Annotated in this window: 20 protein-coding genes and 1 tRNA gene; 5 read left to right on the top strand and 16 right to left on the bottom strand. The window is 64.8% G+C overall.

The genetic code is table 11. The features are described 5' to 3' along the window. Positions 1–9: 9 nt before the first annotated feature. From LQ222_RS00105 to LQ222_RS00070, 8 genes are all read right to left on the bottom strand, one after another. Positions 10–468, bottom strand: coding sequence for a DUF6511 domain-containing protein (locus tag LQ222_RS00105; RefSeq protein WP_230163722.1), 459 nt, complete (start codon positions 466–468; stop codon positions 10–12). Positions 469–475: 7 nt separating this feature from the next. Continuing rightward, positions 476–1,192: a hypothetical protein gene (locus LQ222_RS00100; protein ID WP_308071520.1), complete on the bottom strand. Its 717-nt coding sequence runs from the start codon at positions 1,190–1,192 to the stop codon at positions 476–478. A gap of 31 nt (positions 1,193–1,223) precedes the next feature. Beyond that, positions 1,224–2,066, bottom strand: coding sequence for an ATP-binding protein (locus LQ222_RS00095; protein WP_230163720.1), 843 nt, complete (start codon positions 2,064–2,066; stop codon positions 1,224–1,226). Further along, entirely contained in the window at positions 2,066–2,608 is a 543-nt protein-coding gene (locus tag LQ222_RS00090) for a hypothetical protein (RefSeq protein WP_230163719.1), read from the bottom strand. Before LQ222_RS00090 ends, LQ222_RS00095 begins: the two co-directional genes overlap by 1 nt. Continuing rightward, positions 2,608–2,949 (bottom strand): hypothetical protein, encoded by a 342-nt coding sequence (locus LQ222_RS00085; RefSeq protein WP_230163718.1) that lies wholly within the window; start codon positions 2,947–2,949, stop codon positions 2,608–2,610. Before LQ222_RS00085 ends, LQ222_RS00090 begins: the two co-directional genes overlap by 1 nt. 33 nt (positions 2,950–2,982) lie before the next feature. Then, complete coding sequence (locus LQ222_RS00080) at positions 2,983–3,555, bottom strand: sigma factor (protein ID WP_230163717.1); 573 nt, start codon at positions 3,553–3,555, stop codon at positions 2,983–2,985. 108 nt (positions 3,556–3,663) lie between these two features. Next, positions 3,664–4,659: a helix-turn-helix domain-containing protein gene (locus LQ222_RS00075; RefSeq protein ID WP_230163716.1), complete on the bottom strand. Its 996-nt coding sequence runs from the start codon at positions 4,657–4,659 to the stop codon at positions 3,664–3,666. After that, on the bottom strand, positions 4,619–5,854 hold the full coding sequence (locus LQ222_RS00070) for a hypothetical protein (RefSeq protein ID WP_230163715.1): 1,236 nt from the start codon (positions 5,852–5,854) through the stop codon (positions 4,619–4,621). Before LQ222_RS00070 ends, LQ222_RS00075 begins: the two co-directional genes overlap by 41 nt. Positions 5,855–6,192: 338 nt before the next feature. Between LQ222_RS00070 and LQ222_RS00065 the strand changes: the two genes are divergently transcribed. The 3 genes from LQ222_RS00065 to LQ222_RS00055 are packed head-to-tail and all read left to right on the top strand — an operon-like array spanning position 6,193 to position 8,434. Continuing rightward, the gene (locus LQ222_RS00065; protein ID WP_230163714.1) at positions 6,193–6,690 is read left to right on the top strand and encodes a DUF2924 domain-containing protein; all 498 of its coding nucleotides are present in this window, start codon (positions 6,193–6,195) and stop codon (positions 6,688–6,690) included. Further along, a complete protein-coding gene (locus LQ222_RS00060) occupies positions 6,687–8,039 on the top strand; it encodes a recombinase family protein (protein ID WP_230163713.1) in 1,353 nt (450 codons plus the stop codon). The genes LQ222_RS00065 and LQ222_RS00060 overlap by 4 nt, the downstream gene beginning before the upstream one ends. Then, a complete protein-coding gene (locus LQ222_RS00055) occupies positions 8,036–8,434 on the top strand; it encodes a hypothetical protein (RefSeq protein WP_230163712.1) in 399 nt (132 codons plus the stop codon). The genes LQ222_RS00060 and LQ222_RS00055 overlap by 4 nt, the downstream gene beginning before the upstream one ends. A gap of 66 nt (positions 8,435–8,500) precedes the next feature. On the opposite strand, the gene LQ222_RS00050 is transcribed toward LQ222_RS00055, so the two are convergent. The 6 genes from LQ222_RS00050 to LQ222_RS00025 all read right to left on the bottom strand — a co-directional run bounded on the left by LQ222_RS00050 (position 8,501) and on the right by LQ222_RS00025 (position 16,754). Continuing rightward, complete coding sequence (locus LQ222_RS00050; protein ID WP_230163711.1) at positions 8,501–10,141, bottom strand: type I restriction-modification system subunit M; 1,641 nt, start codon at positions 10,139–10,141, stop codon at positions 8,501–8,503. Further along, a complete protein-coding gene (locus tag LQ222_RS00045; RefSeq protein WP_230163710.1) occupies positions 10,138–11,364 on the bottom strand; it encodes an AAA family ATPase in 1,227 nt (408 codons plus the stop codon). Before LQ222_RS00045 ends, LQ222_RS00050 begins: the two co-directional genes overlap by 4 nt. Then, positions 11,361–12,563 (bottom strand): restriction endonuclease subunit S, encoded by a 1,203-nt coding sequence (locus LQ222_RS00040; protein WP_230163709.1) that lies wholly within the window; start codon positions 12,561–12,563, stop codon positions 11,361–11,363. Before LQ222_RS00040 ends, LQ222_RS00045 begins: the two co-directional genes overlap by 4 nt. Positions 12,564–12,603: 40 nt before the next feature. Beyond that, positions 12,604–15,633, bottom strand: a complete 3,030-nt coding sequence (locus tag LQ222_RS00035) for a type I restriction endonuclease subunit R (RefSeq protein ID WP_230163708.1) — start codon at positions 15,631–15,633, stop codon at positions 12,604–12,606. 9 nt (positions 15,634–15,642) lie between these two features. After that, the gene (locus tag LQ222_RS00030) at positions 15,643–15,861 is read right to left on the bottom strand and encodes a type II toxin-antitoxin system Phd/YefM family antitoxin (protein ID WP_230163707.1); all 219 of its coding nucleotides are present in this window, start codon (positions 15,859–15,861) and stop codon (positions 15,643–15,645) included. Positions 15,862–16,679: 818 nt separating this feature from the next. Beyond that, positions 16,680–16,754, bottom strand: a tRNA-Gly gene (locus tag LQ222_RS00025). 217 nt (positions 16,755–16,971) lie between these two features. Between LQ222_RS00025 and LQ222_RS00020 the strand changes: the two genes are divergently transcribed. Further along, positions 16,972–17,940 carry a tripartite tricarboxylate transporter substrate binding protein gene (locus LQ222_RS00020; RefSeq protein ID WP_230163706.1) on the top strand — a complete coding sequence of 323 codons (969 nt, stop codon included), beginning with the start codon at positions 16,972–16,974 and terminating at the stop codon, positions 17,938–17,940. Further along, positions 17,941–18,441 carry a prolyl-tRNA synthetase associated domain-containing protein gene (locus LQ222_RS00015; protein ID WP_230163705.1) on the top strand — a complete coding sequence of 167 codons (501 nt, stop codon included), beginning with the start codon at positions 17,941–17,943 and terminating at the stop codon, positions 18,439–18,441. Positions 18,442–18,815: 374 nt separating this feature from the next. Here LQ222_RS00015 and cysG read toward each other — a convergent pair whose 3' ends face one another. Both cysG and LQ222_RS00005 read right to left on the bottom strand, forming a co-directional pair. Further along, complete coding sequence (gene cysG, locus LQ222_RS00010) at positions 18,816–20,156, bottom strand: siroheme synthase CysG (RefSeq protein WP_230163704.1); 1,341 nt, start codon at positions 20,154–20,156, stop codon at positions 18,816–18,818. After that, entirely contained in the window at positions 20,156–20,314 is a 159-nt protein-coding gene (locus tag LQ222_RS00005) for a (2Fe-2S)-binding protein (protein WP_256443976.1), read from the bottom strand. Before LQ222_RS00005 ends, cysG begins: the two co-directional genes overlap by 1 nt. Positions 20,315–20,317 lie beyond the last annotated feature (3 nt).

The raw sequence follows: 20,317 nt of genomic DNA, 5'->3' as shown, positions 1-20,317 counted from the left end.
AATGCTCCCTCAGCTAAAAGGAATCGGGTCGTCGAGCGGATCCCGCTCGGCGGCCTGGCGCTGCATCGATGCCTGAAAGCCGTCGACGCAGGCCTCGATGATGCGGTCGATCTCCACCGCGCTGCGGTCGTGGAACGGCGCCATGAGGTTCATCTCCACCAGCACTTCCGCGAGCGGCCGGCGCGCGTCCTTCACCGCGCGCTCCTCCATCTGCGTTTTGTCGATCACGCCGTTGGACCTGCGGGCCATCGCGCCGCCCGCCTCGCAGCACCGCATCGAGCAGAAGCGGTGATGCGGAAACTCGCCCAGCCGCATCTCGTGGATGTAGCCGAAGCCCTTCGCCTCCCGGCTGCAGAGCGCGCAGGTGAGGCGACGAACCTGGTCCTCAGGCGTGCAACCGCGCGCCGGTGACAGGGACTTGGCCGCAGCACGCGGCTGCGCCGGCCGCGTCCAGCGGCGACGGACCATCGGCGCATCACCCGTTCAGCCAGGCCGGGCCGCCGGCGGCGGGGGGTGCCGAACGCGGGGGCGGGGCAGACGGCGCGGCGGCCGGTGCTGCCCAGGAGGGCGACATTGGTGCGGCGGCCTGCGGCGCTGCCGTGCTGGCCCAGGCCGGGGCGGTAGGCACGGGAGCAGCTGCGGGCTTTGCTGCGCGTTGGCCGCTGGGCGAGGCCGGCACCGGCTCGCCCGCCATGATGCGCGCATATTCCGGCTCGCCCGGCAGCACCACGCGGTCGAGGCGGTTGCTGTCGCTGTAGCGCGGGTCATTCGCCGGCTCGACCCGGATCTTCGCGGCGAAGGTGATGCCCGACAGGTCGGACAAGCCGCGCAGGACCCGCTTCGCCTTGGCGGCCTCGCCCATATCCTGCGGGTCGAGACCCAGCGCGCTGTCGATCATGGCTCGGAAGGTCCCTTTCGAGATCTTCCAGGCGATGGACACGCCGTGCTCATCGACCTTGCCGCCGACCACCGTGAAGGTCTGCCAGAACTTGCGGCGGATGTGCGGGCCGGCAGCGACGGTGAATTCGCCGTCGACCATGGCGGTGTCACCGCCGCCACGGGATGCCTTCAGAAGGCCCCGGTCCGCCTCGCCCTGACCGTCCACGCCACCGGGGCGGATCACCATGGTCACCTTGGCAAAGGTGCCGTCCGGGATGAGGTCGGAGCCGCGCGGCAGCTCTGCGTCGTTCATGTCGTACATCGGTGCGCCTCTCGGGTTCGGGTCAGGCTGGGGATGGGGCGGGAGCGTTGATCTTGCGGAGCAGCGCGAGCAGATCCGGCGGCTCGGTCTCGTCGAGGCGCCCGGAGCGGTCCTTGGCCGGCAGCCCGAAGCGGTTGCCCGCCTGGCAGACCAGCCGGCGTTCCGTGCCGCGCTGAGGGTCGTGGACCAGCGCGCCGTCGCCATCGCGGGAGAACAGCGAGAGGGTGATGACCTGATCGACGATGCCGGGGAGTTCGCGGCCGGCCTTGCCGCCCTCCATCTGCGGCTGCCAGGTGACGCGGCCGAAGTCGTCGGTGTGCTTCTCCAGGATGCCGACCAGGATCACCGTCTTGCCTGGCGCGTGCTGGAGGTGCTTCAGCAGGCCAATGACCTCGCGCCCGAGCAGCCCATAGGCGCCGCGGGTGTCCGGCTTACCGGTCTTGTCCGAGAAGGCCTCGGGCTGCTTCTTCGCCCAGACCATGGCCTGGCGCGTCAGATCGGTGATGCTGTCGACGAAGATGATCGACTTGCGGGCGAGCATCGCGACGAGGTCGGGATGCTGCGCGGCGTAGTGGGCGTAGTGCTCGTTCGAGAAGAAGGCGGTGGGCGGGGCGGCAGGGTTCGGGCCGCCGATCAGGGAGGCGAGAACCACCATGTCCTCGAAGCACCGGACGGGGATGCTGTCGCCGCGCCAGTCCTGCACGGACTTCATGCCGGCCTCGAGGTCGAGGAAGGCCGTCTCGACGTCGGGCAATGCCTTGACCAGCGTGGTCTTGCCCGACCCGCTCTCGCCGACGATGACCATGGTGGTCTTGTTCGCGGCGGCGGAGAGCCGGTCGTCGGCCGTGACGATGCGGAGCGCCATCAGCGGCCTGCCCGCACTGGGATGATTCCACCGGCATGCGGGCTGTCGCACAGCGCGGTCTCGGACAGGATGGCCAAGCGATAGGTGGCGCGGCCGGTGCGGACCGTGCGGGCCGGCTCGAAGGCGGCGCGGATACGCTCCGGCCAGGCGGTGTAAGCCCGCTCCGAGACCTTGAGGCTGACCTCGACATACTGGCCGGGATCCTCGCCGCCGGCGCGGATCTGTTCGGACAGCGCGGCGAGCCGCGTGTGGTCCCATTCCACCCGCTTGGGTAGATCGACCGCGATCTCCACGGCGCCGTCCTGGAAGCGGACCGTGCCAGTGTCCTTCCCGGCCGCGGCACGTGCGCCGACGGCACGCTGCTCGTAGCGCAGCGCAATCGCGGCCTCGATCCAGTCCTGCATGCGCTTGGCGGCATCCAGTGCCTCGCGCGCATCGGTCTGCAGCAGCGCCAGATGCTCGGCGGGAAGCGCGATGACGTCGCTCACCGGCATGTGGCGCAGTGCGTCGAGGGTGGGGCGGTTGGTGCGGGGCGCGTCCATCACGCGGCCTCCGCGAGCAGCAGGGGCAGGATGGACGACGCATAGCGACGCGGCCGGCGCCGGGCGACGAGGATGTAGGCGTAGTCCTCGTAGCCGTGGCGGCGCTGCACGATATCCGCCAGGCCGAGCTCGGCCAGCTTCCAGGCGCGGGCCGCCAGGCGCTGCAGCGCGGTGCGCTCCGGCTCGGGCAGGCACTGCAACTGCGGGCAGACCTGTCGGGCGAGTGCGCCGCGGTGGTAGGTGATGCTGTCGCCAGGTGCTGCGGCGCCCAGCCAGGTGCAGAGCGACGCCTCGGTGAGAGGCTTCGCCACTGCGCGGATGTCGGGGATGGGTTTGTCCATGACCACTATTACTCAGCCACCTCGAAATCCGTATCAGGCGGCAGAGGGGATGCCGGCGGCGAGCAGCCGCAGGCGCATTTCCCGGATGCGGCGATAGATGCGCATGCGCGGCATCGTCTTCTGCTCGCCGAATTCATGCGGCGTGTGCTCGCTGAGGGCGGCACAGAGGGGATAGTCCTCGGGGGCAATCGCGCTGGCCGCGCGCTCCAAGTCGAGGCGGCGCTCCAGCGCCGCGATGGCATCCGTGGATTGGCCGCACCACGCGGCGTAGCCATCGGCCTCGCCGATGGTGTCGCCGAGCGTCAGCCCCTCGGTGTTCGGCAGCGCATCGTCGAGGGAGCGGGGATGGCGGGCGGCGCGCTCAGCCGTGACGCGGCGAGCGATGCGGGTCCCGGCATGGCGAAAGCACACCATGGCAAAGGCCGGGAGGTCAGCTTTGCTCGGATCGAACGCTGGCAGCCGCGCCAGAAAATCCAGCAGGAGATCCTGGCGCAGATCCTCCCGCTCGTGGTCGGGCAGATGCAGGGTGCGGCAGAGGCGCTTCGCCTCCTTCGCGGCCAGGCAATGAATCGGGGTGAGATCGGGAAGGCGAGGCGATTGGGCCATGGGCGGGTCCATCCATCGTGTTGCGATGGCGGACCTTCGCGCCGATGGCCGGGGCGGGCCTCTCGGCTTCCTCCCGAAACCTCTCGGCTTCCTCTCGGCGGCTGGCGCCTACCTGATCAGAACCCGGATGGTCGGTGTTACAAGGCGATATCCGTGGCCTCGGACTGCGGCGATCAGCCGCTTTCCCTCGGCACGAGGCATGCCCCTCGCATCGCAGAGGGCGCCACGGATGCGGCTGACGGACTTCTCCAGCTGCTCGTCGCCAACTGGTGCATCGGCATCGTCCCTGCCCACGAGCGCGCGATACAGATCGTCCCGGGTCGCCAGGGATCCGCCATCATCGGCTTCGCGGGCCAGGATGTTCAGTACCCGAGCGTCTCGTGGTTCCAACGGCAATGCCCGGCCGCCATACGCAGAGGTGAACGCCAGCGGACTCACCTCGAGCACGTCGGGGTCGGACGTAACCGTGACCATCAGCAGCCGGTTCAGATCCACCCGCACCGGCCTGGTCGGCTCGCTCGGCATGAACGCTTCGTCGGGGGGCACGACATCGATGCCGCGCTCCGCGAGCGCGGCGATGTCGACGGCCGATTTCATGTTGGCGATCAGCGTGATGTGCGCCGATCTGTCCAAGGCCTTCAGCCGATCGAAGACGCCAGCGCCGCGCACAGCCGAGGATGAAGTCGCCAGCAGCAGCACCCGGCCGCCCGCCAGGCGCCCCAAACGCCAAAGGCAAGGCGCGACCTGTTCAGGCCGGTCATCCAGCGCGGCGGCACGACCCACCAATTCGGTCAAGCGGGACAGCGAGATCTGGAAAAGCTGAAGGTCGCCTGGATCGAGGGCCTCGTCGTCCTCGCGGGAGAGGGGGCAAATGGCGAATGGTGCGCTGTCGATCCATCGGACGCGGCGCTCCTCCGCGCCGCAACTGCAGGTGGCACAGGGATCCCAGGTGTCGAGCACTCTTCGATGCAGGACCACGCCGAGCGCCAGCAACTGCTGGAAAGCGCTGGCAGCAGCAGGCGAGAGGTTGGGGACGCCCAGCAGATAGGCCGGATCGCCGCCTTCACTCTGCCGCAAGAGCAGTACGGGCAGGCTCTCGTTCACACAGCATCTCGTTCATGGCGAGCAGCGTCATGACGCGCCGCTGGTGGCGTTCTCTCGGAAAGCTCAGCATGTCGCTGGGCTTGATCTTGACGGTGATAACGGGAGGCCGCGGGCCTTCCACCTTTAGCGTGATCTTGAAGATCAGGTGGGCAAGGCGCCAGGTGCCGGACTGGAAGCTGATTTCCGGGCGGCTTTCGTGCAGCGCCTGCAACGCATTACCATCGGCCTCACGCGCGATCAGCGAGCGAATGACCTTCTCGCGGCCACCCTTGCCGACCGCCACCTTGTTGGCCTGTGCCTCATAGATCTGGATCCCGGCGATGCCAACGTCGTGCCCATGCCGGAACTGAAATGCAGCGCCAGCCCGCTCTACGGCCTGCAACGTGTAGAGGCGCCGCGACGCCGCGGCGCTGAACAGCCCCGGGTTATCGAGGATGACCTCCGCGAAGGCCTTGGCCAAGGCGGCACGGCTGGCCTTGCTACAGCCCCAGATCCTTAGTCGGCCGTCCATCGCAGAATAGGCCAGCACGGCATTGTCGATCTCGCGGAAGCTGCGGATGCGCTTGCGCCGGCCTTCCAGGACCTCGGTGATGGTGAGCACCGCGCCATGACGGATGGAGACCTTCACATCGTCCCCATCGTGATACGCGAGCGCTTCGCAGAACTCATCGCGGAGCTCGGCCTGGAAGATCGCGCGGGCATGCGCCTCGAGCGTGCGCAGACGATCATCGCTGAGATCGGCCGGAATGCCCTCTTCCGGCGCCACAAATTCCATGACCGCCTGCGGCTGGAGAAAGGCCAGGCCGTTCTCGGCGCCCTCAAAGACTTCCGGTTGGTGGATGAAGGCGCGGAGGGCGAGGCTGCGCGTGCCGGTCTTCGCCAGGAGTGCGGCTGGCAGAAGTTCGACACCGCGGCGCCGCGCCTCCTGCAGCAGGGCTTCCTGGCCGACCGGCTTCCCGAGGCGCTCGATTCGGTGCAGGTCCGCCGTCAGGCTTTCCGGGATTTCCTCCTTGGGCGTCTGGAGGAGATAGGCGTTCACCGCCGTCCTGCCCTGATCGGGTGACGTCTCAAGCAGCGACAAGTCGAGCCGTTCCGGCGTAATGCCATACCGCTCAAAGAAGGCGTGCAGGAGACCAGCCTCAACGGTTCGGAGGAACCGTTGGCCGGCGAAGCGCTGGAAATCGTCCTTGCTCATTACGTAACGGCCCGGTGATGAGTTCACTCTCCGTTCTATCAACCAGAGCGGGTGAAAGTCGAATCCAATCTGCATCTTCGGCGTGATACGGATTGTCCGATGGGTGAGTAATGGGAGGGGGTGGCACGCATCCCCCCCTCGACCTCCGGCAACCCCCAGCTTCCGCCCCACCTCCGCGAGGTGTGCAGCATCCTTGCTGCCGGCCTGGTGCGGCTGCGCAGCCGCGTTGCCGAGGATGAAGCGCGCGATGCCGAGATAGCTCGGGGGGTGGGAGACGTTCCCCTACACTCCACCGCCAGGCAGCGCCTGCATGCGAACCCCAACAGGAAGGGACTCGCATGACCAGACGATCCACCGCCGCGTCCGCGCCGGCACCCACCATCCCGAAGATCCCGCCCACGCAGGTGCTGAGTCGCCTCGCCGCGCTGCAGGCGGCGCCCACCGCCACGCTGAAGGACCAATGGCGGGAGCTGTTCGGCAAGGAGCCGCCGCCCTGGAACCGGGCCTACATCCAGAGCCGGCTGGCGTATCGCATCCAGGAGCTCGCGTATGGCGGGCTGAAGCCCGAGACCGTCGATCGGCTGGTGGCGCTGGGCGAGCAGTTAGACGGCGGCAACGTCGTCCTGCGCCGCATCCGCGCCGACAGCCGCCCGCTGGCCGGCACGCGTCTGATCCGGGAATGGCAGGGCGTGCAACACGTGGTCACCGTCCGCGTCAACGACTTTGAATTTGAGGGTCGGCCGTACAAGTCGCTCTCAGCCATCGCGCGCCACATCACCGGCACGCGCTGGAACGGCTTGACGTTCTTCGGGCTGCGCGCGCGGGGTGATGCATGAGCCGCCGCGCCCGCATCGAGCCGGCCATGCCGGCGACGACCAAGAAGCTGCGTTGCGCCGTCTACACGCGCAAATCCACGGACGAGGGGCTGGAGAAGGAGTTTAATACCCTCGATGCACAGCGCGATGCCTGCGAGGCGTACATCGCCAGCCAACGCGCCGAGGGGTGGGTGCTGGTGCGCGACCGCTACGACGACGGCGGCTTCTCTGGCGGGACCCTGGAGCGGCCGGCGCTGCAGCGCCTGCTGCGCGACATTCAGGCCGATCTGGTCGACGTCATCGTGGTCTACAAGATCGACAGGCTCAGCCGCTCGCTGATGGATTTCGCCAAGCTGGTGGAGGTGATGGACGCGCATGGCGTGACCTTCGTGTCCGTCACGCAGTCGTTCAACACGACCACGAGCATGGGGCGGCTGACGCTGAACATCCTGCTCAGCTTCGCCCAATTCGAAAGAGAGGTCATTGGCGAGCGGATCCGCGACAAATTCGCGGCCTCCCGCGCCCGCGGCATGTGGATGGGAGGCAAGGTACCTCTCGGCTACGACGTGATCGCCAGGAAACTGGTGGTGAATGAGGACGAGGCGGCGCGGGTGCGCCGGGTGTTCGAGATCTTCGCGGAGACGGGATCCGGCATCGAGACCGTCGCCCGCCTCCGGGCGGAGGGCGCTACCAGCAAGGCGGGCCGGCCGCTGGACAAGGGTGACGTCTACAAGCTGCTGAGCAACCGCACCTATGTCGGCGAGGCCGCGCACAAGGGGCAGGTCTATCCCGGCGAGCACCAGGGCATCGTGCCGCGGGAGCTCTGGGATCGGGCGCATGCCGTGCTGCAGATCAGCCCTCGGGTCCGCGCCAACCAGAATCGGGCGCAGACGCCGGCGCTGCTGAAGGGTCTGATCTTTGGGGTAGATGGACGGGCGCTGTCGCCGACCCACGCCAGGAAGAGCGGCCGCCTCTATCGCTACTACGTGGCCCAGCGCGTGCTGAAGGGCGACGCCGCCGGCGACGACACCATCGTGCGCCGGGTATCGGCGGCGGAGATCGAGGCGGCGGTAGTGGAGCAGGTGCGGGCGCTGCTGCGCCAACCGGAGATCGTGGTCGGCACCTGGCGTGCGGCGCGCAGGGAGGCGCCCGACCTGACCGAGGACGAGACGCAGGATGCGCTACATCGGCTGGACCCGCTGTGGGAGCATCTCTTCCCCGCGGAGCAGGCGCGGATTGTGCGGTCGCTGGTGGAGCGGGTGATAGTCGGCCCGGCTGGCGCTGACATTCGACTGCGGCTGGAAGGGCTCGGCGGGCTCGTCCGCGACCTCGGCGCCATCCGGCCGGATGCCCTAAGGGTGGCAGCATGACGGCCGCGACCAGCATCACGGTCCGGGTGCCGCTGGCGATCCGCCACCGGCCAGGCCGGAAGACCGTCGTGACACCGATGACCGATGGCGTGGCGCCGGTCACAACAAGGGCCGACCCCACGCTGGTGAAGGCGCTGGCCAGGGGGTTCCGATATCAGCGGATGCTCGACGAGGGGCGCTACGCGTCCATCACCGAGATGGCCGTCGCCGAGCGCCTCGAGCGCGGCTACCTGAGCAGCCTTCTCCGCCTGACCCTCCTGGCCCCGGACATCGTCACGGCAATCCTGGACGGACGGCAGCCGGAGTGCATGACGCTGACGATGCTGATGCGGCCATCCCCAGTCTGTTGGGAGCAGCAGTGGCCAGGATTAAGGCCGATTGCCAGAACGCCATAACACGACCGGGGCTTTGGCTTGTGCGAGCAGTATGTCCGCGTTTTCGGCATTACGAAATACAAACATTCATTCGGCGCCCGGCAACAGGGAAAGTCCAAGTTCTTTCAAGAAGGCGTTGTGCCTCGAAGTCGCGTCCCGGATCTGTTTCTGAATCTCAAACAGCTCGCCCTGAGTGGCCGGCAGATCGATCTCTTCCTCGCCCACAGCGGTGCTGATGTAACGAGAGATGTTGAGGTTGTACCCCTCCTCAGCAATACGTTCCAAGCTCACACGCTTGGAATATCGGTCTTCTTCCTTGCGGAATTGGTAGGTCGTGACGATTTTGCCAATGTGATCTGGCGTTCCGTTCTTACCATCTCCCAATTTGTTTTGACGCTTGTCTTTTAGAAAATTCTCAGCCGCGTTGATAAAAAGTACGTCGTCCGGCTTCTTGCACTTCTTCAAAACAAGGATGCATACCGGGATACCCGTCGAATAGAAAAGGTTCGCCGGAAGGCCGATGACCGTGTCGATGTGGCCATCCTTCAACAGCTTGGTTCGGATGCGCTCCTCTGCCCCTCCTCGGAACAGCACGCCATGAGGAAGGATGATGGCCATGACGCCCTCATCCTTCAGATAGTGGAAGCCGTGCAGCAAGAAGGCGAAATCCGCGGCTGACTTGGGGGCCAGCCCGTAGTTCTTGAACCGCACATCGTCGCCCATCGCCTCAGTCGGTTCCCAGCGCAAGCTGAAGGGCGGGTTGGCCACGACGGCATCGAAGGAGGGCTTCTTGGCAGGATTCAACTCGCGCAGGATGTCCCAGTCATTGGTCAGCGTGTCGCCGTGATAGATTTCAAATTCCGTGTCCTTCACGCCGTGCAACAGCATGTTCATACGGGCGAGGTTGTAGGTGGTGATGTTCTTTTCCTGCCCGTAGATTCTACCGATGCCGTGCGGCCCCATGCGCTTGCGCACGTTCAGCAGCAGCGAACCGGAGCCGCACGCAAAGTCGAGCACGCTGGCGAGCCGTTCTTTCTTTCCGGTTGCGGGCTCCTGGCTGTCCAGGGTCACGATCGCGGAAAGGATGTCTGATACCTGCTGGGGGGTATAGAACTCGCCCGCCTTCTTGCCCGAGCCGGCCGCAAATTGGCCAATCAGATATTCGTAGGCGTCGCCCAGCGCATCCACATCGGACGAGAAATCGGCGAGCCCTTTGGCGATCTCAGTAATGATGGTGCAGAGTTTGGCGTTGCGATCAGCGTATGTCCGGCCGAGCTTGTCAGAGCCAAGATTGATTTCCGAGAAAAGGCCGCCGAACGTGCTCTGGAACGACTCGTTTTCGATGTATTTGAAGCCGGCCTGCAGGGTGTTCAGCAGCTCGTCGTTCTGGGTGCGCGCCATATGGGCGATGCTGGTCCAGAGGTGTTCCGGCTTGATGACGTAGTGCGCCTTGAGGCGCATCTGCTTCTCAAAAGCCACCACATCATCGGGGTTCTCCGCGTACCAAACAGAAAGGGGCGAGCGCCCGCCATTGCCGATCGCGTTGGGATCTGGGTAGTCGCGCCCGAGCTCCTTCTTCGCGGCCATCTCGTAATTGTCAGAGAGGTAGCGCAGGAAGAGGAAAGACAGCATGTAGTCGCGAAAATCGTCCGCATTCATCGCGCCACGCAGTGTATCAGCGATGTTCCAGAGCGTTCTGCCCAGCTGCTTTTGATTGTGGTCGTTCATTGTGCGGGTGCTTCCTCAGCGGCGGGCGCCAGCGCCAGGGCCGCGGTCTGGGCGGCGACAACGCCTGGCAGGGCGAACTCAAACCGCGTGATGAACTGGCTCAGGATACGCCGGAAGAGTGCCTTGTTATCCTCACCCATTTCCGTGGGTTCATGGATGGCATAGGCGCCGTGGCTCAGCAGGTTCAGGGCACGGTTGAACAGCGCCCGGTCTTCCTCGTTGTCGAGCGTCTTCAGGCAGAACGCCATGCTCGGATGCCCGAAGAAAGAGGCCGTCTTCTCCATGACGCTGCGTAAGGCATTGAAATGGAAGGTGTAGAGCTTTCCCTTGTTGGGATCGGCGGCGCGCTGCAATTCAGCCAAAGTGGCGACGTGGTGGAAGAAGGGCGTGTCCTCGGTGGCCTGAAGCGTGTAGGTGCCGTCGCCACCTGGGCGATGCAGGAAACAGCGCTTGTGGGTGATCTTTGGCTCGCCGTCGATCCGTCTGCTGACTTCGTTGCACATCACGTTGAAGAACAAGGAGTGATGCGAGGAGAAGATCACCTTGATTGGCGCCGGCGCGCCCGCGCCGTCTTTCCGGGTCGCCGCCCGGCGGAGGAGCTTCGCCAGATCGCAGGCGACTGAGATCGCGTTGTTGTCATCCAGCGACGAGATTGGATCGTCGATGTAGAGATACTTTTTGCCCTGATAGGATTCATGCCCGTCCAGCATGCGCTCGCAGATCGCCATGAACACACACCAGATGAAGATGTTTTGTTCGCCGCGCGACACCTTGATGTTGCGCACGCCGTCCTTCCGAAAGCTCACGAAATCCGGCTTTGAGACGGTCTCTTTGCCCTGCTCGACATCCCTGTAGGTGAAGTCGAACTCGAAATCGGCGTATCGAAAGAGATATTGGGCGATCGTTTCGTCCAACGCGAGCTCGGTCATCGCGTTGAAGAAGGACGACTTCTCGTTCAGCTGAAGACGACGGACGCTGTCGCCCTCAAGGTCGTTTTCCCAGACGAACAGATCCTCGGTGAAGGCGTTGAAATAGAGGGTGTCTGGGGTCGCGGTCGGGTTCTTCTTGGTCTTGCGCTTGCCCGCGTCTTTGAATTCCATCGACAGGCGCGTCTTGCCAGTGCGGTTGTAGGCGTAAAGCAGCACGAGATCGGCGTCGTTCAGATCATCCCGCAACCGGGTCACAAGTTTGGCCAGGCTCTGATACGTCCGGATGCCGCTCATGCGTCATCGTCCTCGACCAAGGGGAAAAGCTGTTGCATCAGCCCTTTCTTATGGGTCTTGAGGGTGTCGAGCTTCTGGCTCTCGGAGGTGATGAGGTCGTCGAGAGAGCCGAGGCAGTCGGCGATGCGCTGTTGCTCCGCAACCTTGGGAAATTTCACGGGTATCGCTTCAATCGCCGATTTATTCACCGCTGGGACTACCCCGCCGGCATGATCGATCAGAGATATCTGCTCCATCGTCAAATAAATGAAGAAGTCGGTCGCTCTTACTTTGATCGACTTCACACCCGCTGCGTTGTTATCAATTAGGCACGGAGTTGTAGTGATAGCTCTCTTATCGGAACGGATCGCCTCACCGATCTTGGCAAATACAGTCGTTCCTGCTGGGATCAGCTTAGCCCTCAATTCTTTCAGATGGTTCTCATTGACGTAGTTTGCCGAGCTCTCGATGAATGTCCTGCCTACACTCAAGGATCTCGAAATATCGCTCACCTTGTAGAAGGGATAATCACCGGTCTTCAGACCTTGGAGCCTTTCAGGAAAACCGTAACCTTGCAGCACGGTCCCGATATCAGAGATAGTGCCTTCCTCCCACTCACCAGAGCTTTCAAACTCGGGGAAGCGGAGGCGGGGTTCGGTTTCGCCTTCCTTGGGGAAAAGCTGCTGCATCAGGCCCTTCCTGTGGGCCTTGAGCGCCTCCACCTTCCGTCGCTGCGCCTCAATCAGCGCGTCCGCAGAAGCCAGGCAGTCTGCGATCTTTTGTTGTTCGCCCGTTTTGGCGTTAGGAAAGGGGACTAGTTTTTCCTTCAGTATAGAGTAGTGCCTTTTGTATTCTTCAGTAACGACCGGTCGATAGTTGAGGTATTGGTATAGAAAATACGTTTCCACCTTTGGGCGGCAGCTAAGTATCTTGATGCCATCGGCGCCTTGAGCGAAAGGACGGTCGATAAGCTTCAGAATACAAGTGTGATCTCCAAAAACGATGAGCGGGAGCCCGTCTTGAATCAAAGCAGCATGGTCGCTAGTCCAACCGCAGATGTCCAATTTAGATTGGTCAATAATCGGAAATTGGCCGCTGGGGGCGTAGTGCGAAGTTGGCAATTTCTTAGGCGGAGTGACCGTCTCAACTAGTTTGTCGACCTTCTCAATTTTCCAACCTGCCGCCCCTTCGAACTTCGGAAAGCGCCGCTTCGGCGTCACCGTCGAGTTACTGTCATCCTCAGCAGTAAGGGATATTGACCTAGTGTTCATAAGCACTCAACCCCGAAACATCGCGGCCACCGGCACGCTTCATTAGCAGCGGCATCAGGTCGGCCATCAGGTCCAGTTCCTTCACCCGCCGCGCCTTCCAGTTTAGACCAAGGGGCTCCATTAGATCGGTCAGTGCCTCGCCATCAAAAATCATCCGCCGCAGGATGCCATCGACGAAGCCATGAAGCGCCTCGGCGGCAAGGCCGTGCTTGCCCGCAATGCCCGCCAGCTCAGCCGCGTTCTTCTCGGCCTTGAAGCGGCTATAGCCCTCGCGGATAGCCTTCTCGCTCAGACCCTCACCCGCCTTCAGCGTGGCGATGTAGGCGGCGATGTCCTCACGCTCGTCCATGAACTTGGCGTCGGACTGGATCAGGCCGATCAGCTCCTCACGGCTCATCTTCTGCTTGCCGGGTGTCGCCTCGGAATAGCGAGCGATCAGACCCATGATGTAATCATAGTCGATGACGGCCGAGGCGAAGAGGACGAACTCGAAGTCCAGTTGGTCGGCGTCCTGGCTAGGCTTGTCCGCGTCCTTGCCCTGCTGGGCCCGCAGGCGCTGGGCCGCTTCCAGGTAGGCGCCGCGGAAGCCAAGAAGATTGTCGCGCGGCAGCACCTGCTCGATCGCTGCGGCGTTTTCCGGGGTCAAGTCTGTGTACTGGTCAAGCTGGGTCTTGAGCCGCTGGACCTCCTTGAAATGCTCGATGAACGCTGCGCGGGCCGCGTCGCCCTTCAGGTTGGGCACGGCTTCGGGCGCACAATCGAGCCCCTGCGACTTCATGAAGGCATCGAGCTTCTGCACCGCAGTTTCCAGTTTCTGGATGACCACGGGAGCCTTGTCCACCAGCCAGATTTCCCGGGCCTTTTCGGCAGCCGCCTCGCCTGAGAAAAGGGCGATGGCGGCATCGACGGCCCCCTGCTGCTGGCGGAAGTCGAGGATGTTGCCATAGGGCTTGGTGGCGTTCAGCACTCGGTTGGTGCGCGAGAAGGCCTGGATCAGGCCGTGATGCTTCAGGTTCTTGTCGACGTAAAGGGTGTTCAGGAACTTCGAGTCAAAGCCGGTCAGCAGCATGTCCACCACGATCGTGATGTCGATCTTGTGGCGCGGCAGATTGGGGTAAGCCTTGCGTAGGTCGGAATTCGGCCATTGCTGGTCTTTGATACGCTTCTGAACGTCCTGATAATAAAGGTCGAATTCCCCGATCTTGTGGTTGGTGCCGTAGTGGGTGTTGTAGTCCGCGAGGATGGCCTTCAGGGCCTCCTTCTTCTTCTCCGGCTCAACCGCGTTGTCTTCCTTCTCCTGCGGCAGGTCTTCCTGGATCTGCTTGACATCAGGATTGCCCTCGGCGGGCGGAGAGAAGACGCAGGCGATGTTCAGCGGGCGGAAGCTGGGATCGGCCGCCAGCTTCTCGGCCTGCATTGTCTTGAAATGGGAGTGATACTCGATGGCGTCATTGATCGAAGATGTTGCGAGCAGGGCGTTGAACCGACGCTGACCGGTGGCTTGGTCATGCTTGGAGAGGATCGCCTCGATCACCGCCCGCTTGGCCAGAGGTTCACCCGGCTTGGGTAGGGTTTTGCCCTGCGGCTTGAAATAGTCGACGTGGAACCGGAGGACGTTGCCGTCTTCGATGGCATGCGTGATGGTGTAGGTGTGAAGGCGCTGCTGGAAGAGATCTTCCGTCGTCTTCAAGCTGGCTTGCGTGTCCTCGATCTTCTGCTGGGCGGCGTTCTGATCGAAGATCGGCGTTCCCGTGAAGCCGAAAAGCTGGGCGCGCGGGAAGAACTCCTTGATAGCCCTGTGGTTCTCGCCGAACTGCGACCGGTGGCATTCGTCGAAGATGAAGGCGATGCGCTTGTCGCGTAGCGGTTCCAGCTGTTCCTTGAAGCTCTTCTTGCCGTCCTTCTTCTGCTGCTTGTTGCGCTTGCTGTTTTCGTCCAGCGCGAGGCCCAGCTTCTGGATCGTGCAGACGATGACCTTGTCAGCGTAGTCGTCGGAGACGAGGCGACGAACGAGGGAGGCGGTGTTGGTGTTTTCCTCGACGCAGCCTTCCTGGAACTTGTTGAACTCCTCGCGCGTCTGCCGATCCAGATCCTTGCGGTCCACAACGAAGAGGCACTTCTCAATGTCCGGATTGTCCTTGAGGAGCGTTGACGCCTTGAACGACGTGAGCGTCTTGCCGCTGCCGGTCGTGTGCCAGACGTAGCCATTGCCGCAATCTTGCGCGATGGAGTCGACAATCGCCTTCACGGCGTAGACCTGATACGGACGCATCATTAGGAGCTTCTGCTCACTTGCGACCAGAACCATGTAACGGCTGATGGTCTGGCCGAGCGTGCACTTGACGAGAAAGGTCTCAGCGAAGCTATCGAGATGGACAACCTTCTTGTTGTCTACATCGGCAAACTCGTAGACCGGCAGAAAGCGCTCCTCGGCATTGAAGGCGAAATGGCGTGCATTGTTGTTCGCGAAATAGAACGTCCGATCGCGGTTGCTGACGATGAACAGCTGCAGAAAGCACAGGATTGTTTTTGTATAGCCGTTTCCCTGGTCGTTCTTGTATTCGACGATCTGCTCCATGGCGCGACGCGGGCTTATGCCGAGAGTCTTCAGTTCGATCTGAACGACCGGCACCCCGTTGATCAGGAGAATGACGTCATAGCGATGGTGGCTGTTGTCCGTGTTGACACGGAGCTGGTTGACCACCTCGAAGGAATTCTTGCACCAGTCCCTGATGTTGACGAGCGTGTAGTTGAGCGGTGTGCCGTCATCACGAATGAAGCTATTGCGCTCGCGAAGCGTTCGAGCAGCGGTGAACACGTCAGGAGTGACGATTTCGTCTATGAGCCTCTGAAATTCGCCGTCGGTCAGAGTGACACGATTCAGGCTTTCGAATTTTTCACGGAAGTTTCGCTCCAGTGTGGCGCGATCTCGGATGTCGGGACGGCATTCGTACTTGAGGTCCTTCAGTTTTGAGACCAAGGCCTCCTCAAGATCGCGTTCGGTTTTAGTCGCTGTCATCGATGCGGATCAGTTCTTTTCAACACCATTTGGATCGGCCGTTTTGCTCTTGGTGATTTTTATACTGTCGTCCACAACGTCGTGGCTTTTCAGTTTCGTGTATTCTTCAACTGACATCACTACCACGACTGGCCGACCATGCTTGGCGACCAACACCGGTGCGGCGCGAGCCAAGTCGATCAAACGCCCAAAGCCGTACTTCGCCTCCTTTGCCGACATGCTCTGCATGGCGTAGCCCCATCCCGATCAGTGGTTAGTTTTGGCCATTTTGGCCTGTCCATCAAGGTGGTTGTGGGCCGCTTCCGCATTGATACGGGGATTAGCAGTTCCGCGCTGCGCAGGCCCCTGCTGGTAAGGCAGCGAGAGAAGCCGAGACAGACAGCTTCGAGCTTGGAAGCGCCGGTCACCATGCCGAGAACCTCGCGCCGGCCGTCGTTGTCGAGGTTGACGGAGACCAGAACGCTGCGATCGCTGGGTGGTATGGCGCGGGTCGGCTCGGGCCCGGGCGGCGGTGCTCCGCACAACCTCGACGGTGCGGGCGGCTCGATTGACGGTGACCGGTGCGGCCAGGCTGCGGCAGGCGGTGATCGACTGCCCATCGGTGGACAGTCGATCCGACGCAACGTCGGGATCCCGCCCAAGGCTGGGCCCTGCCTGTTCAATCGGGCCAGTTATGGAGGTGGTGCTTCCCATGCGCCGCTACGGCGCGACCTGCTCAACAGGCTGCCAGTGCGCCATGTGAATTGGACCTACTGAGAAGGGTCGAGGCCTACCCAAAGGGATTCGCGTACCGAGGAGTCACCGGTACCCGGTCTGCTTGTGGAATGGCCCCAAGCTCAGCGCAAAGAAAAGATTATAAGATCAATAGGATAAAGCTTGAGGGTTAAATCGGGTTACCCCCGAGCTTCGGAGATTTTCGGGCCTCCGGAGAGCGATTTCCGGGGTCGTTGCGTTCTCCAACCCTCAAGCCGGCGCGGCAAAACCCCAGGAAACCTGCGGTTCACGGCGCTGCCTGGCAGCAAGAAATGTGAGGTTGGAAAACCGACTGGAGCGGGCGAAGGGATTCGAACCCTCGACCCCGACCTTGGCAAGGTCGTGCTCTACCCCTGAGCTACGCCCGCGCTCCGAGCGGGCCGGGCTAATCGCATGGCTCGCCGGCGAATGCAACCCACCCCGCGCAGGAATCCTCGCCGATCGCCCCGCCGACCGCCGGCGCACGCCACATCCCTGGCCACCGGCCCGGGGCCGCCATCGCGCGCCGCACCGAAAGCCCCTCGACACCTGCGCCTCGCTGGCGCGATCCTTGCGCCAACGGCATCGCCCCGGGAGGATCACGACATGTACCGCCGCACCGCGCTCGGCCTTGCCGCCGGCGCCCTCACGCTGCCAGCCCGCCCGTCCGCCGCGCAGAACCTCGATCGCCCGGTGCGATTCGTCGTCCCCTTCGCCCCCGGCGGCACCTCCGACATCCTGGCCCGCATCCTTGCCCCGGACCTGACCCGCGCCTTCGGCCAGAACGTCGTGGTGGAAAACCGCACCGGCGCCGGCGGCAACATCGGCGCCGACCTCGTGGCGAAATCCCCGCCCGATGGCCACACCCTGCTGATCATCGACGTCTCGACGCTGGCGACGGCGCCCTCGCTCTATTCGCGCCTGCCATTCGACCTGAAGCGCGACCTCGCACCCGTCACGATGCTGATCTACGCACCCTACATCCTGGCCGTGCATCCCTCGGTGCCGGCGCGCAACGCGGCCGAGCTCGTCGCCTTTGCCAAGGCCAATCCGCAGCGCCTGAATATCGGCCATGCCGGCATCGGCGTGGGCAATCACCTGACCGGGCTGCTCGTGGCACAGCATTGGGGCGCGGACCTCACGCAGGTCCCCTACCGCGGCGGCGCCGCGGCGCTGACCGCGGTTGCCGCGGGCGAAGCGCAGATGCTCATCAACGGCGCCACCGCCACCGCGCCGTTCTGCCGCCAGGGCACGCTGCGCCCGATCGCCGTCACCGGGCCGGCCCGACTGCCGGACTTTCCCGACGTGCCGACCTTCGCCGAGCTCGGCTGGCCGGCGGCGCAGTCGGGCACCTGGCAGGGCGTGCTGGCGCAGGGCGGCACGCCGGCGCCCATGGTGAATCGCCTCGCCACCGATATCCGCGCCGCCATGGCCGTCCCGGCCACCGCCGAACGCATCACCGCCCTCGGCGCCGTCAACAAGGCCGAGGGCCCCGAGAGCTTCCGCCGCTGGCTGGATGCCGAGATCGAGGTCTGGGCGGCGGTGGTGCGCGCCAACAACATCCGCCTGGACTGAATGCCGGAAACGCCCGAGGGCGTGCTCGCCCGCCTCGACGCCGCCGGCATCGCCGCCGACACCCGCCACCACCCGCCCGTCTTCACGGTGGCGGAGAGCCGGTCGCTGCGCGGCGCATTGCCGGGCGGCCACACGAAGAACCTTTTCCTCAAGCCGGCCAAGGGCAGCGGCCCCTTCCTGCTCGCGACGCTCGAGGAAAACCGCCAGGTCTCGGTCAACGTGCTTGCGCGCCTGGCGCAGGCCGGCAAGGTGACGATGGCGAGCGCGGAGGAACTCGTGGCCACGCTCGGCGTGCCGCCCGGCTCGGTCACGCCCTTGGGCCTGGTGAATGCCGCGCCCGGCACGGTGCGCTTCGTGATGGACCGGCACCTTGCCGAGGGTTTCGATCGCATCTGGGTGCATCCGCTGACCAATGCGGCCAGCACCGGGCTGGCGCCGGCCGACCTGCTGCGCTTCCTGGCGGGATGCGGGCATCCGGCGCTGCTGCTCGACCTCGCCTGACGGCGTCGCAGCCGCCAGAGCAGATCCCGCTCAGCTGGAAGCATCCGATCGGGTCGGGATGCGCGTGACGACACTCGCTCTCGCGGCGCGCACCAGGCACGGCGCCTGCCGGTCGTGTTGTGCGCCGCCGCAACGAACAGCGCCGGGGACCGCACGCCGCGATGGCCGCGCATCCGCCGCCGCGTCGTGGCGCGCGACAGGGATCGCGCTGCGCCGCGTGGCCCACCTGAACCCGCATGCCGCGCGCACTGATGGCGATGCCCACCGCCGGACGAATGCACCCGGCCGGAGGGACCGTTTGAGAATGCCGGTGCCGGCATGCAGAAGGCGCCGCTCGGCGCATTCTCAACCGGTCCCTGCGCGCCCCGGCGCGGTCAGGGGTCCGCGGTTGCGTCGACCAACTCGAATGCAGGGCAGGGCAGTCGCGCCAGGCCCACCACCTCGCCCACCAGGATCAGTGCCGGCCGCCGCGTCGACCAGCCACGCGACTGCCGCGGCAGGCTGCCGAGCGTGCCATCCAGCCGGCGCGACGCGCCGCTTCCGCCATCCTCCACGATCGCCGCCGGCGTGGATGGATCAAGCCCCGCCGCGATCAATCCGGCCGAGAGATCCGGCAGGGTCGCCGCGCCCATGTACACCGCGATCGTCTGCCCCGGCCGCGCCAATGCCGCGAAGTCGAGGTCGAGCCGCCCGTCGCGCGTGTGCCCCGTCACCAGCGTGAGCATCCGCGCGGCATCGCGATGCGTCAGCGGGATGCCGCTCTCGGCCGCGCATGCCAGGGCGGCGGTGATGCCGGGCACCACCTCGTGCGCGATGCCGGCGGCAGCCAGCGCGGCGGCTTCCTCTCCGCCGCGTCCGAACACGAAGGGGTCGCCGCCCTTCAGCCGGACCACGCGCCTGCCCTCGCGTGCCAGGCGCACCAGCAGCGCGTTGATCTCCGCCTGCGGCATGCAGTGATTGGCGCGCGCCTTGCCGACGAAGATCCGCTCGGCGTCGCGCCGCGCCATGTCGAGCACCTGCTCCGACACCAGGCGGTCGTGCACGATCACATCCGCCTCGCCGAGCAGTCGCAGCGCGCGCAGCGTCAGCAGGTCGGCCGCGCCAGGCCCGGCGCCGACCAGGTGCACGATCCCCGCGGGCGCCGTGTCCGCCGCCTCCAGCGCCTGCGCGAAGGCGGCCTCGGCCTGCGTATCGCGCCCGGCCAGGGCCAGTTCGCCGGGCCGGCCCAGCAGCACCGCGTCGATGAAGCGCCGCCGCGCCGGCAGGTCGGGCAGCCGGCGCCGCAGCAGCGCCTGGAAGCGGCCGGCCAGCGCCGCCAGCGCACCGATGCGCGGCGGCAGCACCGTCTCGATCCGCTGGCGCAGCAGGCGCGCCAGGGTCGGCGCGACGCCGCCTGTCGAGATCGCCACCGTGATCGGATCGCGGTCGACGATGGCCGGCATGATGAACGAACAGAGCGCGGCGCGATCGACGATGTTCACCGGGATACCGCGCCGCTGCGCCTCGGCCGACAGCGCCTGCAGGTCGGCCTCCGGCGCATCGGCGCCGATCGCCAGCACCACGCCATCCAGCAGTGCGGCATCGAAGCGCGCTGCCTGGCGCAACGTCGCGCCGGCGCGACGCAGCGGCTCGGACTTGCGGGCGATGGTGTCGCCATGCCCCAGCAGCAGCACGGTGCGGCCTGCCAGGTCCAGGAAGGCGGGGAAGTGGCGCATCACGCATCCTCCGGCTGGCGGGCCAGCAGCGCCGCGATCTCGGGCCGGCAGGACCCGCAGCCGGTGCCGGCCGCCGTCGCGGCGCCGACGCCGGCCAGGTCGCGCGCGCCGCAGGCGCGGATGGCCGCCGCGCTCACGCCATGGCAGGCGCAGACCAGCGG

It is taken from the genome of Roseomonas sp. CECT 9278, assembly GCF_918698155.1.
Lineage (GTDB): Bacteria > Pseudomonadota > Alphaproteobacteria > Acetobacterales > Acetobacteraceae > Neoroseomonas.
The sequence above is the reverse complement of the archived record's forward strand: the minus strand, read 5'-3'. Positions and strand labels throughout refer to the sequence as shown.